General features: G+C 60.9%; 16 protein-coding genes. All 16 read left to right on the forward strand.

All coding sequences use genetic code 11. The features are described from left to right. The first annotated feature begins 283 nt into the window (after positions 1-283). The 16 genes from E4P32_RS10345 to hisH all read left to right on the forward strand — a co-directional run bounded on the left by E4P32_RS10345 (position 284) and on the right by hisH (position 13067). Positions 284-1087 carry an ABC transporter ATP-binding protein gene (locus E4P32_RS10345; protein WP_199525627.1) on the forward strand — a complete coding sequence of 268 codons (804 nt, stop codon included), beginning with the start codon at positions 284-286 and terminating at the stop codon, positions 1085-1087. After that, entirely contained in the window at positions 1084-1863 is a 780-nt protein-coding gene (mlaE, locus tag E4P32_RS10350) for a lipid asymmetry maintenance ABC transporter permease subunit MlaE (protein WP_116434277.1), read from the forward strand. The genes E4P32_RS10345 and mlaE overlap by 4 nt, the downstream gene beginning before the upstream one ends. Before the next feature lie 105 nt (positions 1864-1968). Continuing rightward, positions 1969-2445, forward strand: coding sequence for an outer membrane lipid asymmetry maintenance protein MlaD (mlaD, locus tag E4P32_RS10355; RefSeq protein WP_116434276.1), 477 nt, complete (start codon positions 1969-1971; stop codon positions 2443-2445). Next, positions 2442-3152 (forward strand): VacJ family lipoprotein, encoded by a 711-nt coding sequence (locus tag E4P32_RS10360; protein ID WP_116434275.1) that lies wholly within the window; start codon positions 2442-2444, stop codon positions 3150-3152. Before mlaD ends, E4P32_RS10360 begins: the two co-directional genes overlap by 4 nt. Positions 3153-3395: 243 nt before the next feature. After that, on the forward strand, positions 3396-4028 hold the full coding sequence (locus tag E4P32_RS10365; protein ID WP_116434274.1) for an ABC transporter substrate-binding protein: 633 nt from the start codon (positions 3396-3398) through the stop codon (positions 4026-4028). A 23-nt stretch (positions 4029-4051) separates the two neighbouring features. Beyond that, positions 4052-4336: an STAS domain-containing protein gene (locus E4P32_RS10370; RefSeq protein WP_116434273.1), complete on the forward strand. Its 285-nt coding sequence runs from the start codon at positions 4052-4054 to the stop codon at positions 4334-4336. A 175-nt stretch (positions 4337-4511) separates the two neighbouring features. Further along, positions 4512-5423, forward strand: a complete 912-nt coding sequence (locus E4P32_RS10375; RefSeq protein ID WP_116434272.1) for an ABC transporter ATP-binding protein — start codon at positions 4512-4514, stop codon at positions 5421-5423. Then, a complete protein-coding gene (locus E4P32_RS10380) occupies positions 5420-6184 on the forward strand; it encodes an ABC transporter permease (protein ID WP_116434271.1) in 765 nt (254 codons plus the stop codon). Before E4P32_RS10375 ends, E4P32_RS10380 begins: the two co-directional genes overlap by 4 nt. A gap of 74 nt (positions 6185-6258) precedes the next feature. Next, positions 6259-6495 carry a BolA family protein gene (locus E4P32_RS10385; RefSeq protein WP_029363541.1) on the forward strand — a complete coding sequence of 79 codons (237 nt, stop codon included), beginning with the start codon at positions 6259-6261 and terminating at the stop codon, positions 6493-6495. A gap of 14 nt (positions 6496-6509) precedes the next feature. Then, the gene (murA, locus tag E4P32_RS10390; RefSeq protein ID WP_116434270.1) at positions 6510-7760 is read left to right on the forward strand and encodes a UDP-N-acetylglucosamine 1-carboxyvinyltransferase; all 1251 of its coding nucleotides are present in this window, start codon (positions 6510-6512) and stop codon (positions 7758-7760) included. Between the two features lie 13 nt (positions 7761-7773). Then, on the forward strand, positions 7774-8427 hold the full coding sequence (gene hisG / locus E4P32_RS10395) for an ATP phosphoribosyltransferase (protein WP_116434269.1): 654 nt from the start codon (positions 7774-7776) through the stop codon (positions 8425-8427). A gap of 65 nt (positions 8428-8492) precedes the next feature. After that, on the forward strand, positions 8493-9806 hold the full coding sequence (hisD, locus tag E4P32_RS10400) for a histidinol dehydrogenase (RefSeq protein ID WP_116434268.1): 1314 nt from the start codon (positions 8493-8495) through the stop codon (positions 9804-9806). Positions 9807-9864: 58 nt separating this feature from the next. Then, entirely contained in the window at positions 9865-10656 is a 792-nt protein-coding gene (locus E4P32_RS10405) for a site-specific DNA-methyltransferase (RefSeq protein WP_116434267.1), read from the forward strand. Further along, positions 10637-11725 (forward strand): histidinol-phosphate transaminase, encoded by a 1089-nt coding sequence (gene hisC / locus E4P32_RS10410; RefSeq protein WP_116434266.1) that lies wholly within the window; start codon positions 10637-10639, stop codon positions 11723-11725. The genes E4P32_RS10405 and hisC overlap by 20 nt, the downstream gene beginning before the upstream one ends. A 43-nt stretch (positions 11726-11768) precedes the next feature. Further along, positions 11769-12365, forward strand: a complete 597-nt coding sequence (hisB, locus tag E4P32_RS10415) for an imidazoleglycerol-phosphate dehydratase HisB (RefSeq protein ID WP_116434265.1) — start codon at positions 11769-11771, stop codon at positions 12363-12365. Between the two features lie 63 nt (positions 12366-12428). Further along, on the forward strand, positions 12429-13067 hold the full coding sequence (gene hisH / locus E4P32_RS10420; protein WP_116434264.1) for an imidazole glycerol phosphate synthase subunit HisH: 639 nt from the start codon (positions 12429-12431) through the stop codon (positions 13065-13067).

Raw genomic sequence — 13067 nt, forward strand, 5'->3', positions numbered from 1 at the left:
TTCTTTCTTAATCAAAAGCGGTATTGTATCAAGTCGGGCGGCCGATCCGCAGCTTTGCTGTGGCTGGTGCGGCATCCCCGGCAAGGTTTGTGCTGCGACGCGGAAACATAAGAAAAGCATCCCAAGTCGCCGAGATTGGTCAGTTGAAGTGTTATCGGTTTGTTTCAAGACGTTAATTGCCCGGTTTGATGTTGGATTGTATTTACACTGCCTATTGCCCTGCCGGAAGCAATTGCTGTTTTTGCTCTACAATGTCGCCTTTGGAGAATTCTTGGTATACGTCTTGCCTAACATCGTAGAAATCCGCGACTTGCACTTTGGCTATGGGGACCGCCCGATTTTGTCGGGCCTTCGCATGGACTTCCCACGTGGAAAAGTGATTGCCGTCATGGGCGGCTCCGGCTCCGGCAAGACCACCATCCTGCGCCTGATCGGCGGCCAGTTGCGTCCGCAATCGGGTACGCTGACGGTCGACGGCGAGAACGTGCCGTCGCTAGCCACGCGCGATCTGTATCGCCTGCGCCGCAAGATGGGCATGCTGTTCCAGAACGGCGCACTGTTTACCGACATGACGGTGTTCGACAACGTCGCCTTCCCGCTGCATGAACACACCGACTTGCCGGAAGAACTGATCCGCGATCTGGTGCTGCTCAAGCTCAACGCGGTCGGCCTGCGCAATGCCGCGTCGCTCAAGCCGGCCGAGATTTCCGGCGGCATGGCGCGCCGTGTGGCGCTGGCGCGCGCAATCGCGCTGGATCCCGCGCTGATCATGTATGACGAGCCGTTCGCCGGTCTCGATCCGATTTCCATGGGCGTCACCGCCAACCTGATCCGCAAGCTCAACGACGCGCTCGGTTCGACCTCGATCCTGGTCTCGCATGACGTCAACGAGTCGTTCGGTATCGCCGACTACGTCTATTTCCTGTCGGCAGGCAAGATCGTCGCGCAAGGCACGCCGGATGAAATGCGCGCCTCGCAGGACCCTTACGTGAAGCAATTCGTGCACGCCGAGGCCGACGGCCCGGTGCCGTTCCATTATCCGGGCCGCTCGCTGGCAGAGGACGTCGGCCTGGGAGGGCATCAATGATCGCTGGTTTCCTGGGCGGCATCGGCCGCTCCCTGCGCGAATTCGTGCTCGGCCTCGGTTTCGCCGCGCGCATGTTCTGGACCGTGATCCGCTCGTCGGGCGGTTTGTGGCGCCGTCCGCGCCTGATCACCGATCAGATTCACTTCATCGGCAACTATTCGCTGGTCATCATCGCCGTGTCGGGCCTGTTCGTTGGCTTCGTGCTCGGCCTGCAAGGTTATTACACGCTCAACAAATACGGCTCCGAACAGGCGTTGGGCCTGCTGGTGGCCTTGTCGCTGACGCGCGAACTGGGACCGGTCGTGACCGCCTTGCTGTTCGCCGGTCGCGCGGGGACGTCGCTGACCGCCGAAATCGGCCTGATGAAAGCCGGCGAGCAATTGTCGGCCATGGAAATGATGGCCGTCGATCCGCTGCAGCGCGTGGTCGCGCCGCGCTTCTGGGCCGGTGTTGTTGCCATGCCCGTGCTGGCCGCGATTTTTAGTGCCGTCGGTGTGATGGGTGGTTATATTGTGGGTGTACTGATGATCGGCGTCGACGAAGGCGCGTTCTGGTCGCAGATGCAAGGCGGCGTCGATGTCTGGAATGACATCGCCAACGGCGTGCTCAAGAGCATCGTTTTCGGTATTGCGGTAACCTTCGTTGCCCTGTATCAGGGCTATGAAGCCAAGCCGACCCCGGAAGGCGTTTCGCGCGCCACCACGCGCACGGTCGTGATCGCTTCGCTGATGGTGTTGGGATTGGATTTCCTGCTGACGGCGCTGATGTTCAGCTGAGCAGCGTAGTCGGAAATAGCGTCAGAAATAGCGTCGGAAATAATGAGGGCAAGTCCGTAACGAACTTCATCGCGGGCTTCGGATTGATTTTTAGGATGGCAGTGTATGCAACGTAAAACATTAGACGTGTGGGTGGGCTTGTTTGTCTTGCTGGGAGCGGCCGCGCTGGTTTTCCTCGCGCTCAAGGCGGGCAACATGAGCTCGTTCTCGTTCAATCAGAGGACCTATTCGATCACGAGCAAGTTCGACAACATCGGCGGCCTGAAGCCGCGCGCCGCAGTCAAGAGCGCCGGCGTGGTGGTCGGCCGGGTTGACGCGATCCGCTTCGACGACAAGACATTCCAGGCATCGGTGACGCTCAATATGGACGAGCGCTACCAGTTTCCAAAGGATAGTTCGGCCAAGATCCTGACTTCAGGTCTGCTTGGTGAGCAATACATCGGTATCGAACCGGGGGGTGATGTAAAAAATCTGGCGGCAGGCGACACGATCAAGATGACGCAATCGGCGATCGTGCTGGAGAACCTGATCAGCCAGTTCTTATATAGCAAGGCAGCAGAGGGAAAGGATAATTCAAAATGAAAATAACAGCTCGCATTGGGGCGTTGGCCATGGTTGCCGCGCTCAGTGGTTGCGCCACGTCGCAAAACCCGAACGACCCGCTTGAAGGCTTCAACCGCGCGATGTTCAGCTTCAACGACACCGTCGACAAGGTGGCGCTGAAACCGGCCGCGCAGGCCTATCAGTTCGTCTTGCCGAATTTCGTGCAGACCGGCATCGGCAACTTCTTCGGCAACATCGGCGACCTCTGGTCGGCGGTGAACCAGGTACTGCAAGGCCGTATTGAAACCGGCGTCACCAGCTTCATGCGCGTGGCGGTCAATACCACCTTCGGTCTGGTCGGCGTGCTCGACGTCAGTACCGAAGCGCGTTTGCCGAAGCAGAAGTCCGACTTCGGCCAGACCTTGGGCAAATGGGGCGTAGGCTCCGGCCCGTACGTCGTGCTGCCGTTGCTGGGACCATCGACGATTCGCGACACGGCAGCGCTGCCGGCCGATTTTTACGGCGACCTGTGGAGCTACAAGAAGCCGGTGCGCTGGCGCAACGTCGGTTCGGTGGTGCGCGTGATCGACAAGCGTGCGCAGTTGCTGGACGCCTCGAACCTGCTGGAAGACGCCGCGCTCGACAAGTATGACTTCGTGCGTGACACCTACCTGCAAAGCCGTCAGTCGCAGATCGACGGCAACAAGGACGATCACCGCGGCAAGGAAGAAGTCGTCAAGCCTTAACCGGCGCGTGACCTGCATTACAGGTGGAAAACGGCCGGGCGCGATCATCGCGCCCGGCCTCACTTGAAAATCCGGAGAATGCAACCACTTTGTATATCCGGTATCCGTTTGGATACCTGCCGGACACTCGCCGCATTTTTATGGCAAAGTGGACCGACAACAGTGCACCGGATGATGTCCGGCGCGGTTTGAGCGGTAGTGGTCGCGAGAAACGGCGCCCTATTTATGAATGGATCGTAGATTATGAACATGCTTACCAAATTCCTGGCGATTGCCCTGTCGGCTTCCGCGCTGACGTTCGCTTCTGCTGCCTCGGCGCAGGAAGCGCCCGACGCGCTGGTCAAGCGCATCAGCGACGACGTCATCAACACCGCCAAGAGCGACAAGGAAATCCAGGCCGGCAACATCAATCGCATCGTTGCCCTGGTGGAAGAAAAAATCTTGCCTTACGTCGATTCCGAGCGCATGACCTCGCTGGCGGCCGGCCGCTACTGGCGTCAGGCGACGCCTGAACAGCAGAAGCAGCTGATCACCGAATTCCGCAGCCTGCTGATCTATACGTACTCCGGCGCGCTGTCGCAAATCCGCGACCAGAAGATCGAATACAAGCCGCTGCGCGCCGATCCGGCCGACACTGAAGTGGAAGTGCGTTCGCAAGTGATCCAGTCGCGCGGCGAGCCGATCCAACTGAGCTATCGTCTTGAAAAGCTGTCGTCGGGCTGGAAGATGTACGACGTCAACGTGATGGGCGCGTGGTTGGTGGAGGCTTATAAAGGCACCTTCAACAGCGAAATCACCAAGGGCGGCATCGACGGCCTGATCAAGAGCCTGTCCGACAAGAACAAGCAGCTGGCTGCGCGTTCGGGCAAGAAGTAATCGGGACCGACAGGAAACCTGACATGTTCAAACCCGCCGCCACCCTTACCGCCGACAACGCCAGCGCCACGCTGGCGGCCGGTCTGCAGGCAATTGCCGGCGGCCAGTCGGCGATCGACCTGAGCGGCGTTGCGACCGTGGATTCTTCCGCCGTCGCCACCTTGCTGGCGTGGCAACGCGCCGCCCGGCAAAAGGGGCTGGTGCTGCAATTCGGCGTGCTGCCGGCCAACCTGCAAAGCCTGGTTGACTTGTACGGCGCCGCGTCGCTGCTGGGCGCGCCGACTTCCGCATCCGACCGACACCACTGATCTCCTGAAGGCCGCCGGCAATGCCGGCAGCCGCTTCCCCCATTCCGGCTGCAAGAGCGGAAATCCCCTATAATCCAACGTTTCGCTGTACCGCTTGTTGCCTTGATGCAAAAGGCCGGCAGCCTGATTCGTTCCCTTTTGCTTACTCTGACGCGTCCCGAATACGGACCAAAAAATGGCAGCTCTACAGATCAACAACGTCGAAAAACGCTATCAGTCGCTACAGGCCCTGGGCGGAGTTTCACTCTCGATAGAAGAGGGTGAATTTTTCGGCCTGCTCGGCCCCAACGGCGCCGGCAAAACCACGCTCATCTCGATCGTGGCCGGCTTGAATCGCGCCGATTCCGGCTCGGTCACCATCCACGGTCACGACGTCGTCACCGATTACCGTGCGGCGCGCACCAAGCTCGGCGTGGTGCCGCAGGAACTGGTGTTCGACCCGTTCTTTACCGTGCGCGAAACGCTGCGCATGCAATCCGGCTATTTCGGCTTGAAGAACAACGATCGCTGGATCGACGAGGTGATGGACAACCTGGACCTCACCAACAAGGCCGACACCAACATGCGCGCGCTGTCCGGCGGCATGAAACGGCGTGTGCTGGTGGCCCAGGCGCTGGTGCACAAGCCGCCGGTGATCGTGCTCGACGAGCCGACCGCAGGCGTCGACGTCGAGTTGCGCCAGACCTTGTGGAAATTCATCGGTCGCCTCAATCGCGAAGGTCACACCATCGTGCTGACCACGCACTATCTGGAAGAAGCGCAGGCGCTGTGCAACCGCATCGCCATGCTGAAGTTCGGCAAGGTGGTGGCGCTGGATTCGACGGATGCGCTGATCAAGCGCATTTCCGGTTCGCAACTGGTGCTGCGCCTGAAGTCGGGCGGCTTGCCCGACAGCCTGCGTCCGCTGGTGACGCATCCCGAAGAATTGTTGTCCGGCCTGAAATACACGCTGCGCGTGAACGACTACAACGACGTCGAGCCTATCCTGGCGGCGCTGCGCGAAGGCGGCGCGGTGATCGACGACATGCAGCTGCAACAGGCTGATCTGGAAGATGTCTTCATCCAGATCATGGGAGGTGTCAAATGACCGGTTTTCAAACACTGTTTTACAAGGAAGTGCTGCGTTTCTGGAAGGTCGCCACGCAAACCGTGACGGCGCCGATCATGACCGCCATGCTGTACCTGATGATCTTCGGCCACGTGTTGCAAGACCGCGTGCAGGTGTATCCGGGCGTGCAATACACCGGCTTTCTGGTGCCCGGGCTGGTCATGATGAGCGTGTTGCAGAACGCCTTCGCCAACAGCTCGTCCTCGCTGATCCAGTCCAAGATCACCGGCAACCTAGTATTCGTGCTGCTGACTCCGTTGTCGCATTGGGAAATGTTCGGCGGCTACGTGCTGGCAGCAGTCGTGCGCGGCCTGATCGTCGGCGCCGGTGTGTTCGTGGTGACGGCGTGGTTCGGTCACCTGAGCTTCGTGGCGCCGTGGTGGATCGTGATCTTCGCCTTGCTGGGCGCTGCCATTCTCGGCACCATGGGATTGGTCGCCGGGATCTGGGCGGAGAAGTTCGACCAGTTGGCGGCGTTCCAGAATTTCCTGATCGTGCCGCTGACCTTCCTGGCCGGCGTGTTCTATTCGATCCACTCGCTGCCGCCATTCTGGCAAACGGTCTCGCATTTCAACCCGTTCTTTTATATGATTGACGGTTTCCGCTACGGCTTTTTCGGGCAGTCCGACATCAATCCCCTGATCAGCCTGGCGATTGTCGTGGTGTTCTTCATCGCGCTGTCGACGCTGGCGGTACGGATGCTGAAGAGCGGCTACAAACTGCGCGCGGGCGCACATTGACGCACATCGACGCATATTGATGGCGACGTCCGACGTTCGCCAGTTACCTTGATTACCTAGTGAAGAGCCGCATCATGCTACCCACACCTGAACTCGTTAAGAACTACATCGCTGCCGGCCTGGCCTGCTCGCACCTCGAAGTCGAGGGCGACGGCCAGCACTTTACCGCCGTCATCGTGTCCGACTCCTTCGCCGGCAAGCGTCTGATCCAGCGTCACCAGCTGGTCTACGCGGCGCTCGGCGATCGCATGCGCGAGGAAATTCACGCCCTGTCGATGAAGACCCTCACTCCCGAAGAATTTCAGAAATAAGGCCTAGCTTTTTCATGGACAAGCTTTTAATCCGCGGCGGTAATCGCCTCTCCGGCGAAGTCGTCATCTCCGGCGCCAAGAATGCTGCGCTGCCTATTCTGTGCGCCGGCCTGCTGACCGCCGATACGTTGAATTTGTCGAACGTGCCGAACCTGCAGGACGTGAGCACGATTCTTAAACTGATGCGCCAGATGGGTTTGCGCGCAGAGCAGAACGATCACAGCGTCACCCTCAACGGCAATGACATCACCAAGCTCGAAGCGCCTTATGAACTGGTGAAGACCATGCGCGCCTCGATCCTGGTGCTCGGTCCGCTGCTGGCGCGCTTCGGCGAAGCCAAGGTGTCGCTGCCGGGCGGCTGCGCCATCGGTTCGCGTCCGGTCGACCAGCACATCAAGGGTTTGCAGGCGATGGGCGCGGAAATCACCATCGACGCAGGTTACATCTACGCCAAGGCCAAGCGCCTCAAGGGCACCCGCATCGTGACCGACATGATCACCGTCACCGGCACCGAAAACCTGCTGATGGCGGCGGTGCTGGCCGAAGGCGAGACCGTGCTGGAAAACGCCGCGCGTGAACCTGAAGTCAGCGACCTGGCGCACCTGCTGGTCGCGATGGGCGCGAAGATCGAAGGCATCGGCACCGACCGCCTGGTGATCCAGGGCGTCGACAAGCTGCACGGCGCGTCGCACACCGTCATTGCCGACCGCATCGAAACCGGTACCTTCCTGTGCGCCGTGGCGGCCGTAGGCGGCGACGTCACACTGAAGAATACCCGCAGCAGCCTGCTCGACGCTGCGCTCGACAAGCTGCGTGAAGCCGGCGTCATCCTGACGACAGGCGACGACTGGATCCGCGTGCAGATGGCGCGTCGTCCCAAGGCAGTCAGCTTCCGCACCACCGAATATCCAGGCTTCCCGACCGACATGCAGGCGCAATTCATGGCGCTGAACTGCATCGCCGAAGGCACCAGCCACGTCACTGAAACGATTTTCGAAAACCGCTTCATGCACGTGCAGGAAATGAACCGCCTCGGCGCCGCCATCGACATTGAAGGCAACACCGCCATCGTCAAGGGCGTGGAAAAATTCATCGGCGCGCCGGTAATGGCGACCGACCTGCGCGCCTCGGCGTCGTTGGTCATCGCCGGCCTGGCCGCGCAAGGCGAGACGCTGATCGAGCGCATCTATCACCTCGACCGCGGCTACGATCGCATGGAAAACAAACTGTCGTCGATCGGCGCCCAGATCGAACGCGTTAAATAATCGCTAGCAAACAATGACCCAGCAACTCACTCTCGCTCTGTCCAAGGGCCGCATCTTCGAAGAAACGCTGCCGCTGCTCAAGGCCGCCGGCATCGAAGTCACCGAAGATCCCGAGACCTCGCGCAAACTGATCCTGCCGACCAATGATCCGGCCGTGCGCGTGATTATCGTGCGCGCTTCCGACGTGCCGACCTACGTGCAATACGGCGCCGCCGATTTCGGCGTGGCCGGCAAGGACGTATTGCTCGAGCATGGCGGCGAAGGCCTGTACCAGCCGATCGACCTGAACATCGCCAAGTGCCGCCTGTCGGTCGCGGTGCAGGAAGGTTTCGATTACGCCAGCGCGGTGCGCCAGGGCGCGCGCCTGCGTGTGGTCACCAAGTACGTCAAGACCGCGCGTGAACATTTCGCGTCCAAGGGCGTGCACGTCGACCTGATCAAGCTGTACGGTTCGATGGAGCTTGGCCCGCTGGTCGGTCTGTCCGACGCCATCGTCGACCTCGTCAGCACCGGCGGCACCTTGCGCGCCAATAAGCTGGTCGAAGTCGAGCACATCATGGAAATTTCATCGCGCCTGGTGGTGAACCAGGCCGCGCTGAAACTGAAACGCGAACGTCTGCAACCGATCCTGGAGGCATTCGAAAGAGCGTCGCAGGCCAACGCATAACAGACGCATACGCTGAACATCACAGCGCAAGCATCGAACGTACTGAAAGCACCGAAGGCGACATCATGGGCATAGCAATCCGAAAACTCGACTCCACCGACGCCGGTTTCAGGCAGACCCTGTCGTCCGTGCTGGCCTTTGAAGCCGGCGAAGACGAGGCTATCGATCGCGCTGCCGCCGGCATCCTGGCCGACGTCAAGGCGCGCGGCGACGCCGCCGTGCTGGAATACACCAACCGTTTTGATCGCCTGTCGGCTACCGCCGTTTCCGCGCTGGAAATCGGTCAGGATGAGTTGAAAAAAGCATTGGACGGTTTGCCCGCCGCGCGTCGCGCCGCCTTGCAGACTGCCGCCGATCGCGTGCGCGCCTACCATGAACGCCAGAAGAAGGAATGCGGCTCCGACGGTTTCCTCTACACCGAGGCCGACGGCACCGTGCTGGGCCAGAAGGTCACGCCGCTGGATCGCGTCGGCATTTACGTGCCGGGCGGCAAGGCCGCCTATCCGTCGTCGGTCTTGATGAACGCCATCCCGGCCAAGGTCGCCGGCGTGCAGGAAGTCATCATGGTGGTGCCGACCCCGGACGGCGTGAAGAATGAACTGGTACTGGCCGCTGCGGCGATTGCCGGCGTCGACCGCGTGTTCACCATCGGCGGCGCGCAAGCCGTCGGCGCGCTGGCCTACGGCACCGACACGATTCCGCAAGTCGACAAGATCGTCGGTCCCGGCAACGCCTACGTGGCCGCCGCCAAGCGTCGCGTGTTCGGTACGGTCGGCATCGACATGATCGCCGGCCCGTCCGAGATCCTGGTGATCTGCGACGGCAGCACCGATCCGGACTGGATCGCCATGGACCTGTTCTCGCAAGCCGAGCATGACGAGCTGGCGCAATCCATTTTGCTGTGCCCGGATGCCGATTACATCGCCAAGGTCGAGGCCAGCATCAACAAGCAGCTCGACGCCATGCCGCGCAAGGATGTGATCCGCACGTCGCTGACCGATCGCGGCGCGCTGGTCAAAGTGCGCGACATGGACGAAGCCTGCGAGATCGCCAACGCGATCGCCGCCGAGCATCTGGAAATTTCCACCGAACAGCCGCAGCAATGGGCCGACAAGATCCGTCACGCCGGCGCCATGTTCCTCGGCCGTTTTTCTTCCGAAGCGCTGGGCGATTACTGCGCCGGTCCCAACCACGTGTTGCCGACGTCGCGCACCGCGCGTTTCTCGTCGCCGCTCGGCGTCTACGATTTCCAGAAGCGCTCCAGCATCATTCAGGTCAGCGAAGCCGGCGCCCAGACACTGGGCAAGGTTGCCGCCGAACTGGCTTACGGCGAAGGTTTGCAGGCACACGCCCGTTCCGCCGAGTTGCGCCTCAAGTGACGACAATGCGGACGACACTGCGCGTTCAGCCAGGTCAGTCAGTCCGGCCAGGTCGGCGATGAGCTGGCGCGACCGCGTTTTTTGCGAAGATGCGCTGGACGGTCTGGCGCGCATCCCCGACGGCGAGATTGACCTGCTGATCGCCGATCCGCCTTACGGTCTCGGCAAGGATTACGGCAACGACTCCGACAAGCTCGACAACGACGCCTACCTGGCCTGGACCGAGCAGTGGATCGATGTCGCGCTTCCCAAGCTCAAGCCGAACGGCAGTCTTTACATTTTCCTGACCTGGCGTTACTCGCCGGAAATTTTCGTCATGCTCAAGCGGCGCATGACCATGCTCAACGAAATCGTCTGGGACCGCCGCGTGCCGTCCATGGGCGGCAGCACGCGCAAGTATTCGTCGGTGCACGACACCATCGGTTTCTTCGCGCGCGCAAAAGATTACTATTTTGACCTCGACGCCATCCGCATTCCTTACGACGCCCAGACCAAGAAGGCGCGCTCGCGCTCGATCTTCGTCGGCGCCAAGTGGCTGGAAATGGGCTACAACCCGAAAGACGTCTGGAGCGTGTCGCGCCTGCATCGCGAGCACAAGGAACGCGCCGACCATCCGACCCAGAAGCCGCTCGAAATCGTCGAGCGCATGATCAAGGCCTCGTGCCCGCCCGGCGGCGTGGTGCTGGATCCCTTCATGGGCAGCGGCACTACGGCGGTGGCGGCGCGACGCTGCGGCCGCCAGTTTGTCGGCTTTGAACTGAACCCGGCCTATTGCGCGCTGATCGATCAGCGCGTGGCCGATCTTGATCCCACTTCGACACAGACCTCCGATGAGCAAGTCCCTGGTTGAACGCATCATCCGCGCCGACGTGCGCGCGTTGTCCGCCTATCCGGTGCCGGACGCTGCCGGCTTCGTCAAACTCGACGCCATGGAAAATCCGTACACGCTGCCGCAGGCCCTGCGCGACGAGCTCGGGCAACGCCTGGCCGAGGTGGCGCTGAACCGTTATCCGGTGCCGTCCTACACGCTGCTCAAGGAAAAACTGTGCCGCCACATGGGCGTGCCGACCGGCTTCGACGTGCTGCTGGGCAATGGTTCGGATGAACTGATTTCCATCGTCTCGGTAGCATGCGCCCAGGCCGGCGCCAAAGTGCTGGCGCCCGAACCTGGCTTCGTGATGTACGGCGTGTCGGCGAAATTCGCCGGGCTCGAGTACATCGGCGTGCCGCTCAAGGCCGACTTCACGCTCGATCGCGACGCCATGCTGGCGGCGATCGCCGCGCACCGGCCGGCGATTACTTACCTGGCGTATCCCAACAACCCGACCGGCACGCTGTATGACGTGGCCGACATCGAAGCGGTGATCCGCGCCGTCGGTGACGACGGCATCGTGGTGGTCGATGAAGCCTACCAGCCGTTTGCGCAGGAAAGCTTCATGCCGCGCTTGCCGGAATTCAACAATCTGGTGGTCATGCGCACCGTCTCCAAGCTCGGCCTGGCCGGCATCCGCCTTGGTTACATGGCTGCGAGCGCGGCCTTGTTGCAGGAATTCGACAAGGTGCGGCCGCCCTATAACATCAACGTGCTGACGCAGGCGGCGGCCGAGTTCGTGCTCGACCACACCGCCGAACTGGACCGTCAGGCGGCGGCATTGCGCAATGCGCGCACCGGTCTGGCGGCGGCGCTGGCAGGGCTCGACGGCGTGGAAGTGTTCCCGTCCGCCGCCAATTTCCTGCTGATCCGGCTGGCAAATGCGGATAAAGTATTCGCCGGGCTGCTGCAACGTAAGGTATTAGTCAAAAATGCCGGTAAAATGCATCCATCGCTGCAAAATTGCCTCAGAGTCAATGTCAGTACACCCAAAGAGAATTCCCTGTTCCTGATCGCCTTGAAAGAAACGCTTCAAGAGCGCATCTAGGAATCACCTTTGTCACTTTTGTAATGTCTGTTTTACCCTGATCATGTCAACTCCACGAACTGCAGAAGTCGTCCGCAACACCAACGAGACGCAAATCCGCGTCGCGATCAACCTGGATGGCACCGGCCAGCAAAAGCTGGACACCGGCGTGCCTTTCCTCGATCACATGCTGGACCAGATCGCGCGCCACGGTTTGATCGACCTCGACATCCAGGCCAAGGGCGACCTGCACATCGATGCGCACCACACCGTGGAAGACGTCGGCATCACGCTCGGCCAGGCCTTCGCCAAGGCCATCGGCGACAAGAAGGGCATCCGCCGTTACGGCCATGCCTACGTGCCGCTGGACGAAGCGCTGTCGCGCGTGGTGATCGACTTCTCCGGCCGTGCCGGCCTGGAATATCACATCCCCTTTACCCGCTCCATGATCGGCGGCTTCGACGTCGACCTGACCAGCGAGTTCTTCCATGGTTTTGTCAATCATGCACAAGTCACGCTGCATGTGGACAATCTGCGCGGCATCAACGCGCACCATCAATGCGAAACCGTATTCAAGGCTTTTGGCCGCGCCCTGCGCATGGCGATCGAACTCGATCCGCGTTCGGCGGGAACGATTCCTTCCACCAAAGGCAGCCTGTAATGTGAGCCGGGCGGGACACTCCGTTCCGCCATTGACACTTTCCGTGCGTTTGCATTTTTCGATATGAATAAAATTGTTGTAGTGGATTACGGAATGGGCAACCTGCGCTCGGTCGCGCAAGCCCTGCGCCATGTCGCGCCTGAAGCCGACGTGCGCATCTCCGGCGAAGTCGCCGACATCGAAGCGGCCGACCGTGTGGTGCTGCCGGGTCAGGGTGCGATGCCGGACTGCATGCGCAGCCTGCGCGAGTCCGGCGTGCAGGACGCGGTGATCGCGGCCTCGCGCAGCAAGCCGCTGTTCGGCGTGTGCGTCGGCGAGCAGATGCTGTTCGACTGGAGCGAAGAAGGCGATACGCCCGGCCTCGGCTTGTTGCCCGGCAAGGTGGTGCGCTTTCAGCTCGACGGTCAGATCCAGGAAGACGGTTCGCGTTTCAAGGTCCCGCAAATGGGCTGGAACCGCGTGCATCAGAAGGTCGTGCATCCGCTGTGGCAGGGCGTCGACGAGCAGGCTTACTTCTATTTCGTGCACAGCTACTACGCGCAACCGGCCGACAGCGCCCATACTGTCGGCGAGACTGTCTACGGCGCGCCGTTCGCTTGCGCCGTGGCTCGCGATAATATTTTTGCAACACAATTCCATCCGGAAAAAAGTGCCGCTGCGGGTTTGCAGCTGTACCGGAATTTCGTACACTGGAAACCTTGA

This window comes from Herbaspirillum sp. 3R11, from assembly GCF_004563925.1.
Lineage (GTDB): Bacteria > Pseudomonadota > Gammaproteobacteria > Burkholderiales > Burkholderiaceae_D > Herbaspirillum.

Bases quoted from the DNA above. Each gene is read 5' to 3' on its own strand.
- hisC (WP_116434266.1), top strand. From the start codon at position 10,637: ATGAGCAAGTCCCTGGTTGAACGCATCATCCGCGCCGACGTGCGCGCG.
- E4P32_RS10370 (WP_116434273.1), top strand. From the start codon at position 4,052: ATGTTCAAACCCGCCGCCACCCTTACCGCCGACAACGCCAGCGCCACG.
- mlaD (WP_116434276.1), top strand. From the start codon at position 1,969: ATGCAACGTAAAACATTAGACGTGTGGGTGGGCTTGTTTGTCTTGCTG.
- E4P32_RS10375 (WP_116434272.1), top strand. From the start codon at position 4,512: ATGGCAGCTCTACAGATCAACAACGTCGAAAAACGCTATCAGTCGCTA.
- mlaE (WP_116434277.1), top strand. From the start codon at position 1,084: ATGATCGCTGGTTTCCTGGGCGGCATCGGCCGCTCCCTGCGCGAATTC.
- hisD (WP_116434268.1), top strand. From the start codon at position 8,493: ATGGGCATAGCAATCCGAAAACTCGACTCCACCGACGCCGGTTTCAGG.
- E4P32_RS10405 (WP_116434267.1), top strand. From the start codon at position 9,865: ATGAGCTGGCGCGACCGCGTTTTTTGCGAAGATGCGCTGGACGGTCTG.
- E4P32_RS10365 (WP_116434274.1), top strand. From the start codon at position 3,396: ATGAACATGCTTACCAAATTCCTGGCGATTGCCCTGTCGGCTTCCGCG.
- E4P32_RS10380 (WP_116434271.1), top strand. From the start codon at position 5,420: ATGACCGGTTTTCAAACACTGTTTTACAAGGAAGTGCTGCGTTTCTGG.
- E4P32_RS10360 (WP_116434275.1), top strand. From the start codon at position 2,442: ATGAAAATAACAGCTCGCATTGGGGCGTTGGCCATGGTTGCCGCGCTC.
- hisH (WP_116434264.1), top strand. From the start codon at position 12,429: ATGAATAAAATTGTTGTAGTGGATTACGGAATGGGCAACCTGCGCTCG.
- hisG (WP_116434269.1), top strand. From the start codon at position 7,774: ATGACCCAGCAACTCACTCTCGCTCTGTCCAAGGGCCGCATCTTCGAA.
- murA (WP_116434270.1), top strand. From the start codon at position 6,510: ATGGACAAGCTTTTAATCCGCGGCGGTAATCGCCTCTCCGGCGAAGTC.
- hisB (WP_116434265.1), top strand. From the start codon at position 11,769: ATGTCAACTCCACGAACTGCAGAAGTCGTCCGCAACACCAACGAGACG.
- E4P32_RS10385 (WP_029363541.1), top strand. From the start codon at position 6,259: ATGCTACCCACACCTGAACTCGTTAAGAACTACATCGCTGCCGGCCTG.